This window comes from Amycolatopsis sp. cmx-4-61, assembly GCF_046548775.1.
Classification (GTDB): domain Bacteria; phylum Actinomycetota; class Actinomycetes; order Mycobacteriales; family Pseudonocardiaceae; genus Amycolatopsis.
In genome coordinates this window covers 262,585-282,999 of the sequence record NZ_JAEBEI010000001.1, presented here as the reverse complement: position 1 = coordinate 282,999, position 20,415 = coordinate 262,585, and the positions used below count along the sequence as shown (strand labels likewise).

General features: G+C 70.9%; 26 protein-coding genes. 14 read left to right on the top strand and 12 right to left on the bottom strand.

Annotated elements, in window-relative coordinates; all coding sequences use genetic code 11:
* Positions 1-56 precede the first annotated feature (56 nt).
* The 3 genes from ACLJOU_RS01485 (at position 57) to ACLJOU_RS01475 (ending at position 1,720) form a co-directional block, all read left to right on the top strand.
* On the top strand, positions 57-260 hold the full coding sequence (locus ACLJOU_RS01485; protein ID WP_410562262.1) for a hypothetical protein: 204 nt from the start codon (positions 57-59) through the stop codon (positions 258-260).
* 427 nt (positions 261-687) lie between these two features.
* Complete coding sequence (locus ACLJOU_RS01480; RefSeq protein ID WP_410562259.1) at positions 688-1,122, top strand: YbaB/EbfC family nucleoid-associated protein; 435 nt, start codon at positions 688-690, stop codon at positions 1,120-1,122.
* A 52-nt stretch (positions 1,123-1,174) separates the two neighbouring features.
* Positions 1,175-1,720: a DUF3558 domain-containing protein gene (locus tag ACLJOU_RS01475; protein ID WP_410562256.1), complete on the top strand. Its 546-nt coding sequence runs from the start codon at positions 1,175-1,177 to the stop codon at positions 1,718-1,720.
* Positions 1,721-1,870: 150 nt separating this feature from the next.
* Here the strand turns inward: ACLJOU_RS01475 and ACLJOU_RS01470 are convergent, their stop codons facing one another.
* Positions 1,871-2,089 (bottom strand): hypothetical protein, encoded by a 219-nt coding sequence (locus ACLJOU_RS01470; RefSeq protein ID WP_410562253.1) that lies wholly within the window; start codon positions 2,087-2,089, stop codon positions 1,871-1,873.
* A 318-nt stretch (positions 2,090-2,407) separates the two neighbouring features.
* Here ACLJOU_RS01470 and ACLJOU_RS01465 point away from each other — a divergent pair, with 318 nt between their 5' ends.
* Together ACLJOU_RS01465 and ACLJOU_RS01460 are read left to right on the top strand one after the other, a co-directional pair.
* On the top strand, positions 2,408-4,042 hold the full coding sequence (locus ACLJOU_RS01465; protein WP_410562250.1) for a glycosyl hydrolase family 18 protein: 1,635 nt from the start codon (positions 2,408-2,410) through the stop codon (positions 4,040-4,042).
* Positions 4,039-5,403, top strand: coding sequence for a cellulose binding domain-containing protein (locus ACLJOU_RS01460; protein ID WP_410562247.1), 1,365 nt, complete (start codon positions 4,039-4,041; stop codon positions 5,401-5,403). The genes ACLJOU_RS01465 and ACLJOU_RS01460 overlap by 4 nt, the downstream gene beginning before the upstream one ends.
* Positions 5,404-5,461: 58 nt before the next feature.
* On the opposite strand, the gene ACLJOU_RS01455 is transcribed toward ACLJOU_RS01460, so the two are convergent.
* Both ACLJOU_RS01455 and ACLJOU_RS01450 read right to left on the bottom strand, forming a co-directional pair.
* On the bottom strand, positions 5,462-5,998 hold the full coding sequence (locus tag ACLJOU_RS01455; protein WP_410562246.1) for an AAA family ATPase: 537 nt from the start codon (positions 5,996-5,998) through the stop codon (positions 5,462-5,464).
* Positions 5,995-7,296, bottom strand: a complete 1,302-nt coding sequence (locus ACLJOU_RS01450; protein WP_410562244.1) for an aspartate aminotransferase family protein — start codon at positions 7,294-7,296, stop codon at positions 5,995-5,997. Before ACLJOU_RS01450 ends, ACLJOU_RS01455 begins: the two co-directional genes overlap by 4 nt.
* 87 nt (positions 7,297-7,383) lie before the next feature.
* Here ACLJOU_RS01450 and ACLJOU_RS01445 point away from each other — a divergent pair, with 87 nt between their 5' ends.
* The gene (locus ACLJOU_RS01445; RefSeq protein ID WP_410562242.1) at positions 7,384-8,289 is read left to right on the top strand and encodes a LysR family transcriptional regulator; all 906 of its coding nucleotides are present in this window, start codon (positions 7,384-7,386) and stop codon (positions 8,287-8,289) included.
* On the opposite strand, the gene ACLJOU_RS01440 is transcribed toward ACLJOU_RS01445, so the two are convergent.
* Together ACLJOU_RS01440 and ACLJOU_RS01435 are read right to left on the bottom strand one after the other, a co-directional pair.
* Positions 8,267-8,734, bottom strand: coding sequence for a hydrogenase maturation protease (locus tag ACLJOU_RS01440; protein ID WP_410562239.1), 468 nt, complete (start codon positions 8,732-8,734; stop codon positions 8,267-8,269). The two genes, ACLJOU_RS01445 and ACLJOU_RS01440, sit on opposite strands and share 23 nt — an antisense overlap.
* A gap of 118 nt (positions 8,735-8,852) precedes the next feature.
* On the bottom strand, positions 8,853-9,896 hold the full coding sequence (locus ACLJOU_RS01435) for a tetratricopeptide repeat protein (RefSeq protein WP_410562238.1): 1,044 nt from the start codon (positions 9,894-9,896) through the stop codon (positions 8,853-8,855).
* A gap of 178 nt (positions 9,897-10,074) precedes the next feature.
* On the opposite strand from ACLJOU_RS01435, the gene ACLJOU_RS01430 reads away from it, so the two are divergent.
* From ACLJOU_RS01430 to ACLJOU_RS01420, 3 genes are all read left to right on the top strand, one after another.
* Positions 10,075-10,746, top strand: a complete 672-nt coding sequence (locus ACLJOU_RS01430; RefSeq protein ID WP_410562236.1) for an HNH endonuclease family protein — start codon at positions 10,075-10,077, stop codon at positions 10,744-10,746.
* A 10-nt stretch (positions 10,747-10,756) separates the two neighbouring features.
* A complete protein-coding gene (locus tag ACLJOU_RS01425; RefSeq protein WP_410562234.1) occupies positions 10,757-11,395 on the top strand; it encodes an alpha/beta fold hydrolase in 639 nt (212 codons plus the stop codon).
* Positions 11,396-11,523: 128 nt separating this feature from the next.
* The gene (locus ACLJOU_RS01420) at positions 11,524-12,267 is read left to right on the top strand and encodes a 3D domain-containing protein (RefSeq protein ID WP_410562232.1); all 744 of its coding nucleotides are present in this window, start codon (positions 11,524-11,526) and stop codon (positions 12,265-12,267) included.
* Positions 12,268-12,409: 142 nt separating this feature from the next.
* Here the strand turns inward: ACLJOU_RS01420 and ACLJOU_RS01415 are convergent, their stop codons facing one another.
* Complete coding sequence (locus tag ACLJOU_RS01415; RefSeq protein ID WP_410562230.1) at positions 12,410-13,048, bottom strand: nitroreductase family protein; 639 nt, start codon at positions 13,046-13,048, stop codon at positions 12,410-12,412.
* An 18-nt stretch (positions 13,049-13,066) separates the two neighbouring features.
* Entirely contained in the window at positions 13,067-14,044 is a 978-nt protein-coding gene (locus ACLJOU_RS01410) for an aldo/keto reductase (protein ID WP_410562228.1), read from the bottom strand.
* Positions 14,045-14,092: 48 nt separating this feature from the next.
* On the opposite strand from ACLJOU_RS01410, the gene ACLJOU_RS01405 reads away from it, so the two are divergent.
* Positions 14,093-14,572 (top strand): MarR family winged helix-turn-helix transcriptional regulator, encoded by a 480-nt coding sequence (locus ACLJOU_RS01405; protein ID WP_410564655.1) that lies wholly within the window; start codon positions 14,093-14,095, stop codon positions 14,570-14,572.
* On the opposite strand, the gene ACLJOU_RS01400 is transcribed toward ACLJOU_RS01405, so the two are convergent.
* The 3 genes from ACLJOU_RS01400 to ACLJOU_RS01390 form a co-directional block, all read right to left on the bottom strand.
* Complete coding sequence (locus tag ACLJOU_RS01400) at positions 14,573-15,010, bottom strand: ATP-binding protein (RefSeq protein ID WP_410562226.1); 438 nt, start codon at positions 15,008-15,010, stop codon at positions 14,573-14,575.
* A gap of 62 nt (positions 15,011-15,072) precedes the next feature.
* On the bottom strand, positions 15,073-15,852 hold the full coding sequence (locus ACLJOU_RS01395; RefSeq protein ID WP_410562224.1) for a SigB/SigF/SigG family RNA polymerase sigma factor: 780 nt from the start codon (positions 15,850-15,852) through the stop codon (positions 15,073-15,075).
* A complete protein-coding gene (locus tag ACLJOU_RS01390; protein WP_410562223.1) occupies positions 15,849-16,265 on the bottom strand; it encodes an anti-sigma factor in 417 nt (138 codons plus the stop codon). Before ACLJOU_RS01390 ends, ACLJOU_RS01395 begins: the two co-directional genes overlap by 4 nt.
* Before the next feature lie 164 nt (positions 16,266-16,429).
* Here ACLJOU_RS01390 and ACLJOU_RS01385 point away from each other — a divergent pair, with 164 nt between their 5' ends.
* From ACLJOU_RS01385 to ACLJOU_RS01375, 3 genes are all read left to right on the top strand, one after another.
* Positions 16,430-16,738: a WhiB family transcriptional regulator gene (locus tag ACLJOU_RS01385; protein WP_091305403.1), complete on the top strand. Its 309-nt coding sequence runs from the start codon at positions 16,430-16,432 to the stop codon at positions 16,736-16,738.
* A gap of 217 nt (positions 16,739-16,955) precedes the next feature.
* Positions 16,956-17,309 (top strand): STAS domain-containing protein, encoded by a 354-nt coding sequence (locus ACLJOU_RS01380; protein WP_410562220.1) that lies wholly within the window; start codon positions 16,956-16,958, stop codon positions 17,307-17,309.
* A 59-nt stretch (positions 17,310-17,368) separates the two neighbouring features.
* Complete coding sequence (locus tag ACLJOU_RS01375; RefSeq protein ID WP_410564654.1) at positions 17,369-18,157, top strand: metal-dependent hydrolase; 789 nt, start codon at positions 17,369-17,371, stop codon at positions 18,155-18,157.
* Here the strand turns inward: ACLJOU_RS01375 and ACLJOU_RS01370 are convergent.
* Complete coding sequence (locus ACLJOU_RS01370) at positions 18,120-18,551, bottom strand: nuclear transport factor 2 family protein (RefSeq protein WP_410562218.1); 432 nt, start codon at positions 18,549-18,551, stop codon at positions 18,120-18,122. The genes ACLJOU_RS01375 and ACLJOU_RS01370 overlap by 38 nt on opposite strands.
* A 94-nt stretch (positions 18,552-18,645) precedes the next feature.
* Between ACLJOU_RS01370 and ACLJOU_RS01365 the strand changes: the two genes are divergently transcribed.
* The gene (locus ACLJOU_RS01365; protein ID WP_410562216.1) at positions 18,646-19,218 is read left to right on the top strand and encodes a TetR/AcrR family transcriptional regulator; all 573 of its coding nucleotides are present in this window, start codon (positions 18,646-18,648) and stop codon (positions 19,216-19,218) included.
* On the opposite strand, the gene ACLJOU_RS01360 is transcribed toward ACLJOU_RS01365, so the two are convergent.
* Positions 19,160-20,386: an MFS transporter gene (locus ACLJOU_RS01360; protein WP_410562214.1), complete on the bottom strand. Its 1,227-nt coding sequence runs from the start codon at positions 20,384-20,386 to the stop codon at positions 19,160-19,162. The genes ACLJOU_RS01365 and ACLJOU_RS01360 overlap by 59 nt on opposite strands.
* Between the last annotated feature and the right edge of the window lie 29 nt (positions 20,387-20,415).

Sequence of the window (20,415 nt, the reverse complement as noted above, 5' to 3'; positions counted from 1 at the left end):
GGCCCTTTCGGCTCTGGGGCGACGCGACCGTGACCAGCGCACACTGCCGAAAGATCATGCTGAGCATCGAGGGCGGGCCCGCCGGCGGCGCGACCACCGAGCTGCAGCTGGGATCGCGTCACGACGTCTCGGGATTCAGCGTGACCGGTCGGCTCAATGCGGCATTCCGTATCAGCGCGGCCGCGAGCGAGGGCCCGTGCGGCGACTTCCAGGTTCGTTTGATCAACCTCTCCGCGGCTGCAGAACCGGTAATCGGCTGATCGCGCCTCGCTGCGCGGGCTTGGTCGTGCGTCGGCCTGCCGGGGCTGTTGCACCGCGAGGCAAGCGATCCCGCATACGCGGCGGAGCGCCTGGAGCAAGCTAAGCAGCACCTGGACGAGGCCAGCGCGCGTACTGCAGCAGGAGCTCGGCGAGCACAGCATCGAGGAGCTCTTCGCTGACTACCGCAGCGTCGTCGACGAGGAGCTCGCCCGACGGCAGCGCCACCGCGAGGTCCGGGATTCCCTATCGGCGCTGCCGCAGCTGTTCATCGCCGTGTAGAGCCTTGAGGAGTCAGTTCAGCGCGCTCGGCTGGCGATCAGGATGAGCCGGGTCTGTCGGTGCGGGCTGTTGTTGCGTCGTCTCCGGGCGCAGTAGGGTGCCGGATGGGGCACGTTCCGTCACGTTGACGGGACCGGCAGTAGGGGGATGGATGCGTTGCTTCGTGATGCTGTCATGACCGCACCCAAGCGGGATCTGCGGCTGATGCAGCAGCAGGCGGGAGAGCTGGACGCCCGGCTCGCCGCCGCCCGGCACACGGCCGGTTCGGACGACCGATGGGTCACCGCCGTAGTCACGGGCCAGGGGAGGCTGCTCGACCTGCGGATCGACGACCGGGCGCTGCACGACGTCTTCACGTCCAAGGAAGTCGTCGACGCGGTCGTGGATGCGTTCGCCACCGTCACCACTGCCATCACCGGGTTGTTCGACCAGACGATCTCCACACTGGGCAGCTTCCGCGCGCAAGCCACCGCCATCGTGCAGGGCGACACCAACTTCCCCGACCTGCCCCCAATGCCCGCGAACTCCGGAATGGACAACGAGAAGCAATGGCGCATCGACCCGTCAGCGGCTCCCGCATGAGGACGCGAGTGCTCGGCTGTGCCGTGCTCGTGTCGACGGGTCTCCTCACCGGGTGCGGCCCGTCGAAACCCGAACGCGTGCTGGCCCAGCCGCCGGCCCCGGCCCAGACCGGTGCGCCACTGCCACTCGACCAGGTCGACAAACCCCTCGACCTGGCCAAGTCGACGCCGACCCGTGCAGCCTGCTGACAAGAGACCAGGTAGCCGCCGTCGTGGCCGATCCGCCCGGCGAAGTGAACGCGTTCAGGAAGGCCACCGCGCCTATCTACGGCTGCTCCTGGGTCGCACCACTCGGCGCGAACGCCACCGCTTCGAAACCGGCGAAGCGTCCGCAAACCCTCACCGAGCTGGCGGAGTCACCGGCGCGGAAAGCCGACATGTTCGAACCGTGGACCGAAACCTCGATCGACGGCCTGCCCGCCATCGTCTACCACCAACGCGGCAGCACCGACGACTGCTCGGTGGCCGTCCAAGCCACCGACCGGCAGATGCTCACCTTCGAGATCGTCGGGAAGGACCTGCCCGGCAACTACTGGGCCAACGACCGCTGCGGCGGGGTCGCGAAAATGGCCGAAGCCGTCATCGGCAACCTTCGCTGAACTGGAGTTATCCCTACTTGTGAGTGACAGGTTGAGCGCCCACCTCCAGCCGAAGCAGAGATCGGCGCTGACTCGCGGTGGCTGCTGAGCCGAGGTCTCGATGATCTTGATCTGAGTGTTCGGCTGGCCCCTCGGCGAGGCGGCGGCCGGTCAGGGACCCGGCGGCGGGCCTTCCTTGATCGGGACCTTCGCGCCGCGCTTGGAGAACGCCAGCCAGAGGACGAACGGCACGACCAGCGTCGCGACCCCCAGCCAGAGCCACACGAACGGCTCGTTCAACGGGAACTTGACCAGTACCGCGATGATGGCGCCCACGAAGATCACCGCGGTGCCCACGGCACTCCCCTTGGACAGTCTTTTCCGCTGCATCGGCATCACTCCCCAGTGAGAACTTTCCTGACTCTCTGCTACCCGGTGATCGATCCACCAAAACGCCGCCGGGACGGCGGGCGACCGTCCGGGACGCTGGTCACGGTCGCGCCCCTTTCGTGTGCGCTGCGTGACCAAGCCGGACCACTTCGGCGCCCGCGCCCAGCATTGGTCTTGACCACCAACCACGCTCCGTGGTGACCCTTCCGTAATTGGTCTGGACCACGTAACGTTTGCGCAAACGGCGCAAAACACCGCCCCTGGTCCCCGCCGGCGGTGTTGGTTTCCGCCGTCCTGCACCTGGCTCAAGGGAGAGCGATGTCCAGAAAGAGATGGCACCTCCTCGGTCTCTGCACCGCGGTCGGCGCGCTCGCGGTCGGCCTCGTCACCGTGCCGGCGAGCGCCGCCGGTGGCGTCGGCGCCGCCTTCACCAAGGGTTCCGACTGGGGCACCGGGTACGAGGGCAAGTACACGATCACCAACGGCTCCGGCTCGACGCTGCCGAGCTGGACCGTCGAGTTCGACCTGCCGAGCGGCGCGAAGATCGCCTCGCTCTGGGACGGCAGCTACACCGCGGCCGGCCAGCACGTCACCGTCAAGAACTCCTGGAACGGCAACGTCGGCAACGGCGGCAGCGCCAGTTTCGGGTTCAACGTCAGCTACTCCGGGACCTACTCGGCGCCGGCGAACTGCAAGCTGAACGGCGGCTCCTGTGACGCCGGCGGCGGCACCCCGACCACCACGCCGACGACGCCGACGACCCCGACGCAGCCGACGACCAACCCGACGACGCCGACCACGCCCACCACCCCGACGACCACGCCGCCTCCGCCGGGCGGCCTGAAGAACGTCGGCTACTTCGTGCAGTGGGGCGTCTACGGGCGCAACTACCACGTCAAGAACATCGAGACGTCGGGCTCGGCCAGCAAGCTGACGCACATCAACTACGCGTTCGGCAACGTCAAGAACGGCCAGTGCACCGCGAACGACGACCCGTACGCCGACTACCAGAAGACCTACGACGCCGCGGGCAGCGTCGACGGCGTCGCCGACACCTGGGACCAGCCGGTGGCCGGCAACTTCAACCAGCTGCGCAAGCTGAAGAAGCTGCACCCGGGCCTCAAGGTGATCTGGTCGTTCGGCGGCTGGACCTACTCGGGCGGCTTCGGGCAGGCGTCGCAGAACGCGGCCGCGTTCGCGCAGTCCTGCTACAACCTGCTCAAGGACCCGCGCTGGGCGGACATCTGGGACGGCATCGACATCGACTGGGAGTACCCCAACGCGTGCGGCCTTTCCTGTGACACCAGCGGTGCCGCGGCGTACAAGAACCTGATGTCGGCCCTGCGGGCGAAGTTCGGCTCGTCGTTCCTGATCACCGCGGCCATCTCCGCGGACGGCAGCAACGGCGGCAAGCTCGACGTCGCCGACTACGGCGGCGCGGCGCAGTACATCGACTGGTACAACGTGATGACGTACGACTACTTCGGTGCCTGGGCCGCGCAGGGCCCGACGGCCCCGCACTCGCCGCTCACCAGCTACAACGGCATCCCGACGCCGGGCTTCTACTCCGACGCGGCGATCCAGAAGCTCAAGAGCAAGGGTGTCCCGTCGAGCAAGCTGCTGCTGGGCATCGGGTTCTACGGCCGCGGCTGGACCGGCGTCACGCAGGACGCGCCGGGCGGCACCGCGACCGGCGCCGCGCCTGGCACGTACGAAGCGGGCATCGAGGACTACAAGGTCCTCAAGAACACCTGCCCGTCGACCGGCACCATCGCCGGCACCGCGTACGCCAAGTGCGGCAGCAACTGGTGGAGCTACGACACGCCGTCGACGATCAACGGCAAGATGTCCTACGCCAAGCAGCAGGGTCTCGGCGGCGCCTTCTTCTGGGAGCTGACCGGCGACACCACCAACGGTGAGCTCATCACCGCGATGAAGAACGGCCTGTCATGAGGCGCCGGTGGTTGCCCGCACTCGGGCTGGCGGCCGCGGCCGCGACGATCGGCGCGATGTTCGTGATCGCCCCGGCCAGCGCGGCCGGCGGGGTCTCGGCGACCTTCAGCAAGGGCTCCGACTGGGGCACCGGGTACGAGGGCAAGTACACGATCGCCAACGGCTCGGGCTCGACGCTCGCCGCTTGGACCGTCGAGTTCGACCTGCCGAGCGGCGCGAAGATCTCGTCGCTCTGGGACGGCAGCTACACGGCGTCCGGTCAGCACGTCACGGTGAAGAACACGTGGAACGGCAACGTCGCCAACGGCGGTAGCGCCAGCTTCGGGTTCAACGTGACGTACTCCGGTGCGTACGCCGCGCCGTCGAACTGCAAGCTGAACGGGGGTGCGTGCTCCGCCGGGGGCACACCCCCCACGACCACGACGCCGCCTACGACGACCACGCCACCGACCACCACGCCGCCGACCACCACGACCCCGCCCCCGCCGGGTGGCCGCGGCGCGCCGTACCTGTACATGGGCTGGGGCAGCCCGCCCAACCCGCAGACGGTGATGAACGCGACCGGGATCAAGTGGTTCACCATGGCGTTCGTCAACGCCTCCGGTGGCTGCAACCCGGCGTGGGACAGCAGCCGTCCGCTTTCGGGCAGCGCCGACGCCACCGCGATCGCGCAGATCAAGGCGGCGGGCGGTCAGGTCGTCCCGTCGTTCGGCGGCTGGAGCGGGAACAAGCTGGGCCCGAACTGCTCGACCCCGGAGGCGCTGGCCGGCGCGTACCAGCAGGTCATCAACGCGTACGGGCTCAAGGCGATCGACATCGACATCGAGAACTCCGACGAGTTCGAGAACGAGGCCGTGCAGGACCGCATCCTGAGCGCGCTGAAGATCGTCAAGCAGAACAACCCCGGGATCCAGACGATCCTGACCTTCGGCACGTCGACGACCGGCCCCAACTTCTACGGGAACCGGCTCATCGACCAGTCGAAGGCCCTGGGCGCGAACGTGGACGTGTACACGATCATGCCGTTCGACTTCGGCGGCGGCGCGAACATGTACAACAGCACGGTGAGCGCGGCGAACGGCCTGCGCGACAAGCTGAAGTCGACGTTCGGGTGGTCGGACGCCACGGCGTACGCCCACGTCGGGATCTCGGGCATGAACGGCCTGTCCGACCAGCAGGAGGTGACGGACCTGTCGACGTGGACCCAGATCACGAACTGGGCCAAGTCGAACAGGATCGCCCGCCTGGCGTTCTGGTCGGTCAACCGCGACCGGGGCTGCCCCGGCGGCGGCGTCCAGTCGACGTGCAGCGGCATCGCCCAGAACGACTGGGACTTCACGAAGGTGACGGCGGGCTTCTGACGCTGTCGTGAGTGGCCTCCTTGCCGGCTCCCCGGGCCGGCAAGGAGGCCTTCGCGCGTCAGGAGATCCTTGCTTCGGTCCAGGCCCGGTCGAGGATCTCGGCCACGGTTTCGTCCGGTGCCTGCTCCGAGGTGTCGAGCCACAGCCCCAGTCTCGGTGTCTCCTCGCGCAGTGCCTTGTCCAGCGGCTCGATCGTCCACTCGTCGTACGCGTTCTTCGAACGGGCCCGCTCCCGCTCGGCGACCACCTCCGGCCGGGGCGCGAGGACCACCACGAGCAGCGGCCGGTGCGCGATGAGGCCGGCGATCTCCGCGAGGTGTTCGCCGAGGATCACGTCCTGGGCCACCACGGTGAAGCCCTCGCGGGCGTACTCGTCGCACACGGTCGCGGTCAGGCGGTGGCGGAGCCGCAGCTGCCGGACCGCTTCCGGCGATGGTGACGGCGTCATCTCCGCGCGGCCACCGATCACCATGCGGCGGAAGACGTCCCCGCGGACGTGCACCGACCGTGGCAGCCGCTCGGCGAGCAGCCGGGCGATCGTCGACTTCCCGGCCGCCGGGACGCCCGTGACGAGCACGACCGCCGGCTCGGTCACCGCAGCTTCACCGCGTCGCCGATCGCCTGGTCCAAAATAGACAGACCCAGCGAAATCTCCTCTTCGGACGCCGTCAGCGGCGGCGCGATCCGGAACACCCCGCCCATCCCCGGCAGCTGCACGATGTTCATGTGCAGCCCCAGTTCCAGGCACCGCTGGGTGACCCGCGCCCCGAGCTCGTCCGAACTCCGCTTGGTTTCGCGGTCCACCACCAGCTCGAGCCCCGCCAGCAGGCCGCGGCCGCGGATGTCGCCGACCACTTCGTGGCGGGTGGCGAGGTCCTCGAGGCCCCGGCGCAGGAACGAACCCAGCGAACGCGCCCGCTCGTCGAGGCGGTCGCGGGTCAGCACGTCCAGCACCGTGTTGCCCACCGCCGCCGGGAGCGGGTCCGACACGTGCGTCGTGAAGAACAGGAACCCGCGGTCGTGCGCTTCCTGCTCGATGGCGGCGCTCGTCAGCACCGCGGCCAGCGGCAGCCCGGCGCCGAGCGTCTTCGACAGCGTCAGGATGTCCGGGACGACGCCGTCGCGCTCGAACGCGTACCAGTTCCCCGTGCGGCACAACCCCGTCTGGGCTTCGTCGAGGATCAGCAGCATTCCGCGTTCACGGCACTTTTCGGCCAGTGCGGCGAAGTAACCCGGCGGCGGCTCGATGATCCCGCCCGAGCTGAGGATCGGCTCCACCAGGCACGCGGCCAGGCTGCCGACCGACTGCGCGTCGATCAGCTCGAACCCGAAGTCCAGCTGGCGGCGCCAGTCCAGCGCGCCGGACGCGTCGGTGAAGTCCGGCCGGTACGCGTTCGGCGCCGGGATGGCGAAGTTGCCGGGCGCGGCCGGGCCGTAGCCGCGGCGGCCCGCGCTGTAGGTCGCGCTCGCCGCCGCCTGCGTCATCCCGTGCCACGACCGCGCGAACGAGACGATCTCGTGCTTGCCCGTGACCAGCTTCGCCATCCGGACGGCGGCCTCGTTCGACTCGGCACCCGTGGTCAGCAGCAGCGCCTTCTCCAGCGGCGCCGGCAGCGTCTCGGCCAGCCGCCGGGCCAGGTCGACGACCGGGCGGCTCAGCATGCCGCTGAAGAGGTGGTCGAGCTTGCCCACCTGCCGCCGGACGGTCTCGACGATCTCCGGGTGCGAGTGCCCGAGGATGGCGCTCATCTGGCCGGACGTGAAGTCGAGGATCCGGCGGCCGTCTTCGGTGAAGACGAAACTGCCTTCGGCGTGGTCGATGATCTCGCGGGTGAAGGCGCCGCCGTACCGCACGAGGTGCCGGTCGACGTCGGCCCAGAAGGAGTCAGCCATGGCTTCGACGGTAAATCCGCACCGAGCGACACGTCCATCTCACGATTCCGGCTTCCCTGTTCGGTTTTGCCGAACAACAATGGCGGGATGCTGAACCCGTGGCGCCTGCGGCTGCTGAGCCGGCTCGACACCCTGGGCACGGTCCGCGCGGTCGCGCAGGACGCCAACCTGAGCGCGTCGAGCGTGTCCCAGCAGCTCGCCGTGCTCGAAGCCGAAACGCACACCCAGCTGCTGGAACGCACCGGCCGCCGCGTCCGGCTCACCCCCGCCGGCCTGATGCTGGCCCGGCGGGCGCGGGGGATCCTCGACCACCTGGAGACGGTCGAGGCGGAGCTGCGCAGCCTCGGCGAGGAGCCGGCCGGCCTGGTCCGGCTCGGCGCGTTCCAGAGCGCGATCCACACCCTGGCCGTCCCGGCGGTGACCCGGCTGGCCCACCCGCACCTCGAGGTCCAGCTGCTGGAGCTCGAGCCGCACGAGAGCATCCCGGCCCTGCGCGGCGGCGACGCCGACGTCATCATCACCACGACCGACTTCGTCGAGCTGCCGCTGGGCCCCGACCTCGACATCGTCCCGCTGGCGACGGACCCGATCGTGCTCGTGACACCGCCGGACGCGCCCCGCGGCCCCGCGGTCCTGTCGGCTTACGCGGACGCGTCCTGGGCGCTCGACATGCCCCAGTCGTACATGGCGAACCTGACCCTGCGGCTGTGCCGCGAATCGGGCTTCGAGCCGCGGGTGGTGTGCCGCTTCAGCAACTACCTGATGACGCTGCAGCACGTCGAGGCCGGCCTGTCGATCGCCCTGCTGCCGGGGCTGGCGGTGGACCGCCGCTACCGCGTGGCGACGCGCGAGCTGGCGACCCCGGTGACGCGCACGATCGCGGCGGTCGTCCGCCGCGGTTCCCCTCCCCGGGCGGCGGTCAACGTGGTGCTCGACGCCCTCCGGCAGCTGCCGGACCTCGGGGAGTGGGTCAGACCTCGGTCTTCGCCTTGACCGGCAGCTCCGGGCTCGCGCCCCACGCCAGTTCGGTGACCACCCGCACCGCGGCCGGCACGGCGGCTCCGACCGCGGGGGACAACCCGATCCCGCCGTCGACGCACGCCGGTTCGCAGCCCAGCACCAGGACGCGGCCCGCGTCGCCGCCCAGGAGGCGCAGCAGGCGGACCACCGCTTCGCCCGGCAGGTCGTGCGCGTCCGTGGCCGAGGTCAGGGAGAGGGTGCCCGGCGGGGCGCCGTGCGGGGTGGCGTCGAGCAGGATCGTCGTGTCGTAGCCGCCGGTCAGGTCGTACGCCAGGTGGACCGTGGCGATGTCGTAGTCGGCGATCTGCACCCACGGGGGCAGGCCCGCCCGGTCCAGTTCCCGGAGCACTTCGACACCGAAGCCGTCGTCGTGCAGGAAGACGTTGCCGATGCTCGCGACCAGGACACGTGGCCTCATTGCGCAACCTCCTGGGGTGCGCTCTCAGGCTAGAACTGTGAACTAGATCACACAATAGCCGTAACGCTCGGGGCCTCGCCCCGAGCCGGGGCTCCGCCACCCGGACCCCGCAACACGGTCAGTGCTGGTACTCGCGTTCGTCCTGCACGGTCTCCGCCCGGGCCAGCCACAAATCGGCTTCGTGAGCGGCACCCCGCGCCCGCAGCATGCGCGCCAGGCTGAGCATCCCCTGGACGTCGCCCGTCTCGGCGGCCCGGCGGAACCACTGCTCGGCCTGCGCCAAGTCCTCGCGGTGTTCCGCGAGGTGACCGAGGTTGGTGAGCGCGGGGATGCTGCCGTGCTCAGCGGCCTTGCGGTACCAGGCGGCCGCCTCGCCCTCGTCGCCGCGGTTGCGGGCCAGCACGCCGAGGTTCGTCATCGCCGCCGGGTCGCCGTGCTCGGCCGCCTCCAGGTACCAGTTCTCGGCCTCTTCGACGTCGCCGCGGCGGTGCAGCAGCAGGCCGAGACGGGTGATCGCCTCGACGTGGCCGCCGCGCGCGCCCTGTCGGTACCACGATTCGGCGTCGGCCGGCCTGCCGAGCCGTTCGGCCTGCCTGCCGAGCTGGCAGGTGGCCGCGAGGTCGCCGGCCTGCACGGCGGACCGCCACCAGCGGGCCGCTTCGGCGGCCTGGCCGCGGTCGCGCAGCACGATCCCCAGGTCGATCATCGCGCCGGTGAACCCGGCCTCGGCGGCCTGTCTCAGCCACGACTCGGCCTCTTCGCGCTTCCCGTCTTCGCGCAGCAGACGTCCGAGCGCGGCCATCGAAGGCAGGTCGCCGGTGCGGGCCGCCTCGCCGTACCAGTGCCGGGCGTCGTCGCGCTTGCCACGCCGTTCGCAGGACTTGGCGAGGTACTGCATCCCGTGCGGCTCGCCGGCCAGCGCGGCCTCGTGGTACCAGCGGTCGGCCTCGTCCCGCGCGCCGCGCTCGGCGAGGAGGTGGGCGAGCGCCGTCATCGAGACGCGGTCGCCGCCCATGGCGGCCTTGCGGTACCACGACTCGGCCTCGGCCAGCTCGCCGCGCTCGCGCATGGCCAGCCCCATCCGGGCCATGGCGACGACGTTGCCGCCTTCCGCGGCTTTGCGCTGGAAGAACTCGTCGAACTTCTTGAGCCGGCCGGGCATCGGCTGCTCCCTCCGGAAGGGTCCTGCTCCGGTAGTCGCAGAAGATCGGCTCCGTGTGACAGCTCCGCCGTGGGTGGGCGAGGTCACATTCGCGCCAGGTCGTCGTGTCGGCGCGGTTGTCCCGTGCCGGCAGAGGTGACACTACGCCGCGCACCCGCGCAGGTGAGAGGAGAAAATCGTGGCGGCCCGCCGCTTTCGGCTGAGCGTGACGCAGCGAACCCTGCTGGTAATCGCGATTCTGGCCCTCGCGCTCTTCGGGTACTGGGCGACGCGGGGCGCGGGCGCGGCCCCGCCGACGTCCGGGGCACCGCTGCCGGTCAGCGCCGCCGACGCGCAGAAGCAGCTCGGCGAACTCTCCATCGCCACGCGGACGTCCATGGACGGCTACTCCCGTGAAAAGTTCCCGCACTGGGACAGCCAGGGGTCCAATTGCGACACCCGCGAAGTCGTCCTCAAGCGCGACGGCAAGGACGTCAAGACCGACAAGGACTGCAAGGCGATCTCCGGGACGTGGACCAGCGTCTACGACGACGAGACCTGGACCGAGCCGACCGACCTCGACATCGACCACATGGTCCCGCTCGGGCAGGCGTGGGTCAGCGGCGCGAAGTCGTGGACGACCGAGAAGCGCGAGCAGTTCGCCAACGACCTGACCCGCCCGCAGCTGTTCGCCGTGACCGACAACCTCAACCAGCAGAAGAGCGACAAGGCACCCGACCAGTGGAAGCCGCCGCTGGTGGCGTTCTGGTGCACCTACGCGACCGACTGGATCGTCGTGAAGCACTACTACGGGCTGACGATCACGCAGGCCGAGAAAACCGCCTTGACCGACATGCTGCGCCGCTGCTGAGCTGGTCGGCGTGACGACTTTCGCGCTGATCCACGGCGGTGGCGGCAGCGGCTGGGACTTCCACCTGCTCATCCCGGAGCTCGAGGCCCGCGGGCACGACGCCGTCGCCCCCGACCTGCCGATCACCGACCCCGCGGCCGGGCTGGCCGAGTTCGCCGAGACGGTGCTGGCCGCGCTCGGCGACCGCACGGACGTCGCCGTCGTCGGCCATTCGTACGGCGGGTTCACCGCGCCGCTGGTCGCGGCGAAGGTCCGGGCGCGGCTGCTGGTGTACCTGGCCGGGATGATCCCGGCGCCGGGGGAGCCGCCGGGGCAGTGGTGGGGCAACACGGGTTTCGCGGCGCCGAAGGGGCTGAGCGAGACCGAGCAGTTCTTCAACGGCGTCCCGGCGTCGCTCGCCGAGGAGTGCCAGGCGCGCGGGCGCGAGCAGGTCAGCAAGGAGTGGGACGAGCCGTGGCCGCTGCCCGCCCACCCGGACGTCCCGACCCGGGTGCTGCTGGCCCGCGACGACCGGTTCTTCGTCCCGGACTTCCAGCGGCGGGTGGCGCGCGAACGGCTCGGGATCGAGCCGGACGAGATCGACGGCCCGCACTGCGTGCCCCTCAGCCACCCGGCCGCGCTCGCCGAGCGCCTGGTGGGTTACCTCTGACTGCGCCGATCGGCGATTAAAGGTCTAGACCTATTGACTGAGTGGTCCAGGCCACTTACCGTTTTGTTCAGCGGCGAACCCGCTCGCGTCACCTCCACCCGGTCCCCACCACGGAGGTTTCCCCCGCCATGCGTCTTGCCCGCGTCCTCGCGCTGGCGGCCTTCGCGGCCGGCAGCGTGCTCGTCGCTCCGGCGGCCTCCGCCGCGGCTTTGCCCGCCTGTCAGCACTTCTACTCCGGTCCGATCCCCGACCGCCCGGTCACCGGCGGGCACGGGCCGGGCACGCTCGTCGGCGCCGTCGACGTGACCAACCGCCTGCCCGCTCCCGGCTCGGTCAGCGGGGGACTGGGCGCCGACGACAAGGTCACCTTCACGTTCGCCCGGGTCGCCGGCGCGAAGGCCTACCGCGCTTTCCGCAACGGTCAAGCGCTCCAGTGGATCAGCGACTGGGGTCAGCCGGTCCTCACCGTCACCGACGCGAGCCCCTGCCAGAACGCGAACTACCAGCTCTACGCGATGACGGCGGAGGACAACTCCCCGGGTTCGCTCGGCCAGATCTCGACCGCCTACCGCCTCGACGGCGCCAACCGGCTCGCGGCCTACCGCATCCCCGCGGGCACCACGCTGAACTACCGCGTCACGTCGTACAACGACGTCGCCCAGACGGCCCTGGGCTACCGCGCCGGGCCGGGGTTCTGCGCGGTCGACGCCCGGAACATCCCGTGGGGCACGCGGTTTTCCGTGCCCGGCTACGGCGAGTGCTACGCGGCCGACATCGGGAGCTGGATCAAAGACGACATCGTCGACGTCTGGCTGCCCGGAGCCCAGGCCGACGCTTGGGGCATCCAGCGGCTCACGCTCACCGTCCGCTAGACCACCTGGCCGCCGAAAGGCCGTGCGGGCCTCCTTGCCGACGTCCCCCAACTGCCCCGGCAAGGAGGCTTTCACGGGGGTCCGGGTGGCGGAGCCCCCGGCGCGGGGCGGAGCCCCGGATGGCGCGGGGCTTTCACGGGGGTCACCAGCGGTCGAGGTGCAGGACCTCTTCCAGGGGCTGCCGGGCCGCCGGCTTGAACGTCTCGCCCGTGTAGAACGCCGTCGGGATCAACGCCGCCTGGTGCACGTTCTTCGGCAGCTCCAGCACTTCCGCCGCCTCCTGCTCGTACTTCAGGTGCAGCGTCGTCCACGCCGTGCCCAGCGTCACCGAACGCGCCGCGAGCATGTAGCTCCACACCGCCGGCAGCAGCGAGGCCCACAGCCCGGCCTGGTTGCCCGCGGGCAACTCCGCCGACTCCGTCTCGAGGCAGGGGACGACGAGCACCGGCACGTCACCCATCCGGTCGGCCAGGTACGCGACGCTGTCGCCGACGCGCTGCTGCACCTTCGACCGCTCGGGGTCGTCGGCGAACAGCTTGCCCGCCGCCCGCGACGACTCGAGGTACTCGGAGCACGCCCGCCGGTAGATCCCGCCGAGCGCGGCGCGCTGCCCGGCGTCGGTGACGAGCAGCCACTGCCACCGTTGCGTGTTCGAACCGCTCGGCGCCTGGAGCGCGACCTGCACGCAGTGCTTGACCAGGTCGAGCGGCACCGGGCGTTCGAGGTCGAGGCGCTTGCGGACGGTCCTGGTCGTCGTCAGGAGCTCTTCGGGCGTCATCATCGGCCCATCATGCCGGGCCTACCAGCGGTCGTGCACCAGCGGCCGGATCAGCTCGTCGTAGGTTTCGCGGACACCCGCCAGCGCCTCTTCCGACAGCGGGGGCAGCGACGCCGCCTCGGTGTTCGCCGAAGCCTGCTCCGCGTTGCGGGCGCCCGGGATCACCGTGCTCACGCCCGGCTGGTCGATGATCCAGCGCAGCGCGAACTGCGCCAGCGTCTGCCCGGACGGCACCAGCCCGCGGAGCCGCTCGACGGCCTGCAGCCCGACCTCGTACGGCACGCCGGAGAAGGTCTCGCCGACGTCGAAGGCCTCGCCGTGGCGGTTGAAGTTGCGGTGGTCGTTCTCCGCGAACTTCGTGTCCTCGGTGTAGCGGCCGGACAGCAGGCCGGACGCCAGTGGCACCCGCGCGATGATCCCGGCGCCCGCCTGCACCGCCGCGGGCAGCACGCGCTCGAGCGGCTTGAGCCGCAGGCAGTTGAGGATGATCTGCACCGAGGCGACGTTCGGCCGCGCCAGCGCCGTCAGCGCCTCCTCGGCCGTCTCGACGCTCACGCCGTACGCCCTGATGCGGCCTTCGTCGACCATCGCGTCGAGGGCGTCGTACACCGCGTCGGAGGAGTACACCGGCGTCGGCGGGCAGTGCAGCTGGACGAGGTCGAGCGTGTCGACGCCGAGGTTGCGGCGCGACCGGTCGTTCCACTCGCGGAAGTTCGCCGCGACGTAGTTCTCCGGCACCTGCTCGACCCGGCGGCCCATCTTGGTCGCCACGAAGACGTTCCCGCGCTCGGCGAGGAACCGGCCGACCAGCCGCTCGCTGCGGCCGTCGCCGTAGACGTCGGCGGTGTCGAAGAAGGTGACACCGTTGTCGGCGGCCGCGTGCAGCACGCCCAGCGCGTCGTTCTCGTCGACCTCGCCCCAGTCCGCCCCGAGCTGCCAGCAGCCGAGCCCCACGACGGACACCTCACGGCCCAGCCGGGCGATCTTCCGGTTCTCCATGTCCCGATCCAAGCACACGACCGGCGCCTATGATCGGCCGTCATGGCCATGACTTCGGGTCCGGAGGGGCTGGGGACCCGGATGCGGCACGTCCTCGAGATCCTCGAGGGCGACGTCGCGGGGTTCCTCGCCGACATCGGCCTCGACGACTACCGGCCGCGGTACTCCCCGGTGGTGCGGGCGCTGCTCGCCCGCGGCCCGCTGGCCATCCGCGACCTCGCCGCGGAGATGCGCGTGACGCACTCGGCGGCCAGCCAGACCGTCGCGCAGATGAGCCGGGCCGGGTTCGTGAGCCTCGAGCCGGGCGCCGACGCCCGGCAGCGGATCGTGTCGCTCACCGCGAAGACCCGCGACCTGCTGCCGCTGATCGAGGCGGAGTGGACGGCGACGACCGAAGCGGCCGAAGCACTCGAGGCGGAGCTCCCGTACTCGCTGCGCGCTCTGCTGGACGCCATCGTCGAGGCCTTGGAGCGCAAGCCGTTCCGGCAGCGGATCGGGGAGACCGCGGCCGCGCGGGAACTGCGCTGATCAGGCCTCGGGCAGCTGGAAGACCGCCCAGACGTACTTGCCGCCCGGGCAGCGTTCGAAGCCCCAGTCCAGCGACAGCGCCTGGACCAGGACGAGCCCGCGGCTGCGTGCTTCCGCCGGGGACGGCGCCCGCAGCTCGGGCAGCATCCGGCCGGTGTCGTGCACCCGCAGCGTCAACCGGCCACCGGCGTACTCCAGCTCGAGCCGCTGGGGACGTTCGCCGTGCTCGAAGGCGTTGGTGACCAGCTCCGAGGTGGCCAGCAGGACGTCCTCGAGCTGCCGTTCCCCCACGCCGAGCCGCAGCAGCGCCGCGCGGACCTCGTGCCGGGCCCGCGCCGGCGCCGTGACGTCGGCCGGGAGGAGCACCCTCAGCGGGGCGGCGGCCGTGGTTGCGCGCTGCGGCGTCTGCCGTGTCTTCGGCGTCTGCGACGTCGTCATCCGGTCCCCCTCCCAGTGAGTTCGGTACCGCCCGGCAAGTACCCAGGCGGCGGATGGGCTAATCAGGTGCCGTCGGCCAGCTCGGATTCGTCCAGGCCGGACCGCAGTTTCTTCAGCGTCGCGGCCAGCAGCCGCGACACCTGCATCTGGGACACCCCGACGCGGCGGGCGATGTCCGACTGGCTCATCCCCGAACCGAACCGCAGCGCGACGATCTTGCGCTCCCGCTCCGGCAGGCTTTCCAGCATCGGGCGCAGCGCCTCGCGCAGCTCGGCCTGGCCCAGCTCGGCGTCCGGCGCCCCGAAGCGGGTGTGCGCCGCGTTCTCCAGCAGGTGGTCCAGCGAAGCGCCGTAGCGGCCTTGACCGGCGCGGAGTCCTTCGTAGACGTCTTCGATGGGCACCCCGAGCCGCGCAGCGATCTCACTCGGCTTCGGGGCCCGCGAGAGCTGCACGGTGAGCTCCTCGCGCGCGGCCGAGATGTTCGCGTTCAGCTCCTTGAGCCGCCGCGGCACCCGGACCGACCAGCTGTTGTCGCGGAAGTGGTGCCGCAGCTCGCCGGAGATGGTGGGCACGGCGAAGGCCAGGAAGTCCGTCCCCTGTTCGGGGTCGAACCGGTCGACGGCGTGGATGAGCCCGACCGTGGCGATCTGGACCAGGTCCTCCATCGCCTCGTCGCGGTTGCGGAACTTCCGGGCGAGGTTCCGCGCCAGCTCCAGGTGCGCGCGCACGAGGGTGTCACGGATGCGTTCGCGCTCGGGCGAGTTCGCCGGCAGGGCGGCGAGTTGGGTGAACAGCGCGCTGACGTCGAGGTCGCTCCCGCTGTTCCCGGCGGGATCGGTCACGAGTCCGCCGCCTGGCTCTCCCGGACGAGGTCCACCCGGGACAGGTAGCGGCCGTTCTCCGGGGTGATCGTGCGCTCGGCCGTCGTCGCGAGGGCGGTCAGCAGCTGCCAGGACAGGCCGGCGTCGTCCTCGTGCTCGGCGCTGTCGGCCAGCACCGAGACCGAGACCTCGATCCGCGGCCCGTTCCAGGAGAAGACGCAGGTGAGGCGGCCGTCCGAGCTGGCGGGCAGCAGCAGCGAGCAGGCTTCGTCCACCGCCATCCGGAGATCCTCGACGGCGTCGAGGTCGAAGTCCTGGCGCATCGCGATGTCGGCCACGATGGTCCGGAGCGTGGGCACGACGTGCGGGATCGCTGCGGTCCGCACCTCGATGACCTGCGCGCCTTCCGGGACGAGCGGGGCGTTGTCCTCCACGTTTGTTCCTTTCTCCGCACTCGCGCTGCAGGGGATCGGCGGTGTCTTCCACGCCCGGTCAGCGAGATGCCCGTGGGGTGAGCAAACCAAACCCGGGTTTGATCCCCTCCACCGGCGGGCATGTAGCGGTCGACACGGGTGATCCTGGGAAAGGCAGGGACGACATGGCTGACGTGAGCCGGCTGCCCAACGTGGTTGCTGAAGAGTGGGAATGGCAGCTGCGCGGCTCGTGCCGGGGTGCGGACAGCAGCCTTTTCTTCCACACGGACAACGAGCGGGGTTCGGCGCGGGAGCGGCGCGAGTCGCGGGCCAAGGCCATCTGCCAGACCTGTCCGGTCCTGGCCCAGTGCCGTCAGCACGCGATGACCGTACAGGAGCCGTACGGCATCTGGGGCGGCCTCGGCGAGATCGAGCGGCGGCAGCTGTTCCTGCGCCAGCGCAGGGCGGCCCGGAAGGCGATGAGTGCGCACTGAGCAGCGCGCTGAGCAGGCAGGATTTGATCGTCGTTGAGCAGTGCACGCGAAAGGGCGGCGGCCGTGGCGGGCGCGGCCGCATCCTGGGTTAGGGTTGGCCCCGGAGTTGCCTTGACCGTGCCCGGCGCAAGCTTGGAAAGGCACGGTGACACGGTTGCCGCTTGAGACAACAGGCGCGTACCCGGCGCAGGAGCAGCGCCTGACGAGGAGAAACTGCATGCCCGCAGCCGACCAGAACGCCACCCCGCCCGGGTTCGGCATCACGCTGGACACCGACGCGACGGAGCCCCGGGTGGTGGTCACCGGCGAGCTCGACCTGCTCACCAGTCCGCAGCTGCAGGAGGCCCTGGCCGGGCTGATCGCGGACAAGCGCGCGCAGCGGGTCGTGGCCGATCTGTCCGGGGTGACCTTCTTCGATTCCTCCGCGCTGAACGTGGTGCTCCGCGCACAACGCCAGGCCGGCGAGCAGGACGTCGAACTCGCGGTCGTCCCCAGTCCCGCCGTGAGCCGGGTGATCGAGCTCACCGGCGTGGCCGAACACCTGAGCGTGTCGGAAGACCCCCAAGCCTGACCGCCCGCTACGGTTCCGCGGACTGATTTCTGTTCGCGGACCTGGGGGGCGGCACGATGATGGGGCGCACGCATGCCCTGACCGGCTGGTGCGCGGGCTTGGCGCTGGCCCCGGCGGTCGGGGTGGGTTCGGTGCACCAGGCGGTCGTCTTCGCGGCGACCACGGCGGGCTTCGCCCTGCTGCCCGACCTGGACCACCCCGGCGCGAGCGCTTCCCGCCTCCTCGGCTGGCTGACGGGCGCGTTGTCCTGGGTGTTGCGCCGCGTCTCGGCGGGGTTCTACGCCCTGACGAAGGGCCCTCGCGACGAGAAGGTCTCCGGCAAGCACCGCCACCTGTCCCACACGGTCCTGTTCGCGGCCGGCCTCGGCCTGCTGACGTCGTGGGGGACGGCCGACGGCGGGCCGTGGGCGGTGGTCGGCGTGGTGGTGTTCGGCTTGATGCTGGCCGAGGGCGCACTGGGCGACTGGCTCCTCCCGGTGAGCGGAGCGGCGGTGGCCTGGTGGTTCTTCACGGCCCCGCCCGACCGCGCGGGCGAACTGGAGTCGATCTCGGGCTGGCTCGGCATCGCGGTCGCGGCCGGCTGCCTGACCCACTGCTTGGGCGACGCCCTGACCGAGGCCGGCTGCCCGTTCCTGTTCCCGATCCCGATCGCGGGCGAGACGTGGTACGAGATCCGGCCGCCGAAGGTGCTGCGCTTCCGGACGGGCAAGAAGGTGGAGAAGCGGCTGATCTTCCCGGTGTTCGCGCTGCTGGGGGTGCTGCTGGTGCCGGGGGTGTGGGACCACGCGGTGAGCACGTTCGAGCGGCTGTTCATCCCGCCGTCGAGCCAGCGCGCGACCACGCCTTGATCCGTTCGGCCGCCGCGGCGGTGTCGGTGTAGTCGCGGGAGTGGGCGATGCGGCCGTCTCGGACGGTCAGCACCATGACGTAGGAGACGGCGAACGCCTCGCCGCGTTCCTCCTGGTGCAGGTCGAACTCCGCCACCAGCACCGAAGGGTCGGTGGTTTCGTGGACGACGACGTTGCCGGCCTCGACGATTCGCCGCGAGCCCGCGGCCGCGCGGAAGCGGCGGCGGAGCTCTTCCCGGCCCTTCGTCACGCGGGGCACGCCCGGGAGGGTGAAGGGCATTTCGAGGGTGACGTCCTCCGCGTAGAGGTCGGCGAGGTCGTCCCAGCGGTTCTCCACCGAGGCGGCGAGGAACCGGTCGAACACGGCACGGGCCGGGGACACGGTGGTCGGCATCGGAATCTCCTGCCAGACTGGGCGTTCAATCGGAACGGTGGGCCCGCTTACGACGATACGGAGCAACCACTCCGGTTGTCAACGAGGAGACGTGATGGAGAAGATGCGCGCCGACGCGCGGCGCAACCGGGCCAAGGTGCTGGCCGCCGCCGAGGAGGCCTTCGCCCTCGACGGGCTCGCCGTGCCGCTCGATGACATCGCGCGGCTCGCCGGGGTCGGGGCCGGGACCGTCTATCGGCACTTCCCCAGCAAGGAAGCCCTGTTCCAGGCCGTCGTCCTCGACCGGCTCCAGCAGTTCGCCGAGGAGGCCAGGGCGCTCGCGACCGCCGACGACCCCGGGGCGGTCTTCGTCGACTACTTCGTCCGCGTCGTCAAGCAGGCGTCACTCAACCGGGCCATTTGCGACGCCCTCGCCGAGTCGAGCGGGCACGCCTTCAAGGCCGGTGCCGGTGAGGAGTTCCGCGCCGCGCTGGCCGAGCTGCTCGCCCGCGCGCAGGCCGCCGGGGCCGTCCGGCCCGACATCGACGGGGACGACCTGCGGGCGCTCATCGTCGGCTGCCTGGCCGTCGAGCGGTACGCGCCGGGCAGTGCGCACCTGGTCCGGGTCGTCATCGACGGTCTGCGGGCCTCAGGTCACGCAGCTTCCGCAGCGGCGACCACACCATGATCGCCGCCGAGGCCAGGACGCCGGCCGCCGCGATGTGCAGCGTGGCCCGCATGCCGAGCACGCCGGCCAGCGTGCCGCCGAGCAGGCTGCCCAGCGGCACGACGCCGTACACCAGCGTCTGGGAGATGGCATTGACCCGGCCCAGCAGCGCCGGTGGCGTGACGGCCTGCTGGAAACTCACGCCGAACACGCTCAGCACGATCACGCTGTAGCTGGTGAAGAACCCCGCGGCGACGTAGCACGCGAGCGCCCAGCCGCGGCCGGTGAACGGGTAGAGCTGGTACGCCAGGCCGAACAGCACCGCCGCACCCCACAGGGCCCGCGCCTGGCCGATCCGGTCGCCGAGCCACCGCGCCGTCAGCCCGGCGGTGAGGGCGCCGGTCAGCGACGCCGTGCCGAGCACCCCGATCACCCAGGGCGAGAGCCCGACGTCGCGGGCGAGGAAGGCGATCACGATCGCCAGGTGCGCCGACTGGAAGAAGCTCGACACCGCGCCGTGCGCGCTGATCGCCAGCAGGACGCGGTCGCCGCGGACCAGCCGCAGCCCCTCGCCGATCTCGCGCAGCAGCCGCCGCTCCCGCGCTTCCGGCCGCGTGTCGGGCGTTTCGATCCGGCGCAGCCAGAGGGCCGACCACAGGTAGCTGACGGCGTCGACGGCCAGTGCCGCCGCGGTGCCGAGCGCCTGGACGATCACCCCGGCGAGGCCGGGACCCGCGACCGCCGCCACCGACCGGTTCGTCTGCAGCCGGGTGTTGGCTTCCGGCAGCTGCTCGCGCCGGACCAGCTGCGGGACGTAGGTCTGGTGGGCGACGTCGAAGAAGACCCCGAGCACGCCGACGGCGAAGACCACGGCCAGCAGCTGGGCCATGCCGAGCACCCCGAACAGTGCCGCGACCGGGATCGAGGTGACCAGGACGGCCCGTCCGGCGTCGGCGGCGATGAGCACCGGGCGGTGGCGGATCCGGTCGCACCAGACGCCGACCTGCAGGCCGAGTACCAGGTACGGCAGCGTCGCCGCGGTCCGCAGCAGCGATACCTCGAAGACCGGCGCACCGAGTGTGGTGACCGCGAGCAACGGCACCGCCAGGACGTCGATCCGGCTGCCGAGCTGGCTCACGAGGTCGGCGACCCACAGCCGCCGGAAGTCCCGGTTCTGCAGTACCCCCATCTCTCCAAACTGGCACGTGCGCGGAACGG

Bases quoted from the DNA above. Each gene is read 5' to 3' on its own strand.
- ACLJOU_RS01485 (WP_410562262.1), top strand. From the start codon at position 57: ATGCTGAGCATCGAGGGCGGGCCCGCCGGCGGCGCGACCACCGAGCTG.
- ACLJOU_RS01480 (WP_410562259.1), top strand. From the start codon at position 688: ATGGATGCGTTGCTTCGTGATGCTGTCATGACCGCACCCAAGCGGGAT.
- ACLJOU_RS01470 (WP_410562253.1), bottom strand. From the start codon at position 2,089: ATGCAGCGGAAAAGACTGTCCAAGGGGAGTGCCGTGGGCACCGCGGTG.
- ACLJOU_RS01465 (WP_410562250.1), top strand. From the start codon at position 2,408: ATGTCCAGAAAGAGATGGCACCTCCTCGGTCTCTGCACCGCGGTCGGC.
- ACLJOU_RS01460 (WP_410562247.1), top strand. From the start codon at position 4,039: ATGAGGCGCCGGTGGTTGCCCGCACTCGGGCTGGCGGCCGCGGCCGCG.
- ACLJOU_RS01450 (WP_410562244.1), bottom strand. From the start codon at position 7,296: ATGGCTGACTCCTTCTGGGCCGACGTCGACCGGCACCTCGTGCGGTAC.
- ACLJOU_RS01445 (WP_410562242.1), top strand. From the start codon at position 7,384: ATGCTGAACCCGTGGCGCCTGCGGCTGCTGAGCCGGCTCGACACCCTG.
- ACLJOU_RS01440 (WP_410562239.1), bottom strand. From the start codon at position 8,734: ATGAGGCCACGTGTCCTGGTCGCGAGCATCGGCAACGTCTTCCTGCAC.
- ACLJOU_RS01435 (WP_410562238.1), bottom strand. From the start codon at position 9,896: ATGCCCGGCCGGCTCAAGAAGTTCGACGAGTTCTTCCAGCGCAAAGCC.
- ACLJOU_RS01420 (WP_410562232.1), top strand. From the start codon at position 11,524: ATGCGTCTTGCCCGCGTCCTCGCGCTGGCGGCCTTCGCGGCCGGCAGC.
- ACLJOU_RS01415 (WP_410562230.1), bottom strand. From the start codon at position 13,048: ATGATGACGCCCGAAGAGCTCCTGACGACGACCAGGACCGTCCGCAAG.
- ACLJOU_RS01410 (WP_410562228.1), bottom strand. From the start codon at position 14,044: ATGGAGAACCGGAAGATCGCCCGGCTGGGCCGTGAGGTGTCCGTCGTG.
- ACLJOU_RS01405 (WP_410564655.1), top strand. From the start codon at position 14,093: ATGACTTCGGGTCCGGAGGGGCTGGGGACCCGGATGCGGCACGTCCTC.
- ACLJOU_RS01400 (WP_410562226.1), bottom strand. From the start codon at position 15,010: ATGACGACGTCGCAGACGCCGAAGACACGGCAGACGCCGCAGCGCGCA.
- ACLJOU_RS01385 (WP_091305403.1), top strand. From the start codon at position 16,430: ATGGCTGACGTGAGCCGGCTGCCCAACGTGGTTGCTGAAGAGTGGGAA.
- ACLJOU_RS01380 (WP_410562220.1), top strand. From the start codon at position 16,956: ATGCCCGCAGCCGACCAGAACGCCACCCCGCCCGGGTTCGGCATCACG.
- ACLJOU_RS01375 (WP_410564654.1), top strand. From the start codon at position 17,369: ATGGGGCGCACGCATGCCCTGACCGGCTGGTGCGCGGGCTTGGCGCTG.
- ACLJOU_RS01370 (WP_410562218.1), bottom strand. From the start codon at position 18,551: ATGCCGACCACCGTGTCCCCGGCCCGTGCCGTGTTCGACCGGTTCCTC.
- ACLJOU_RS01365 (WP_410562216.1), top strand. From the start codon at position 18,646: ATGGAGAAGATGCGCGCCGACGCGCGGCGCAACCGGGCCAAGGTGCTG.
- ACLJOU_RS01360 (WP_410562214.1), bottom strand. From the start codon at position 20,386: ATGGGGGTACTGCAGAACCGGGACTTCCGGCGGCTGTGGGTCGCCGAC.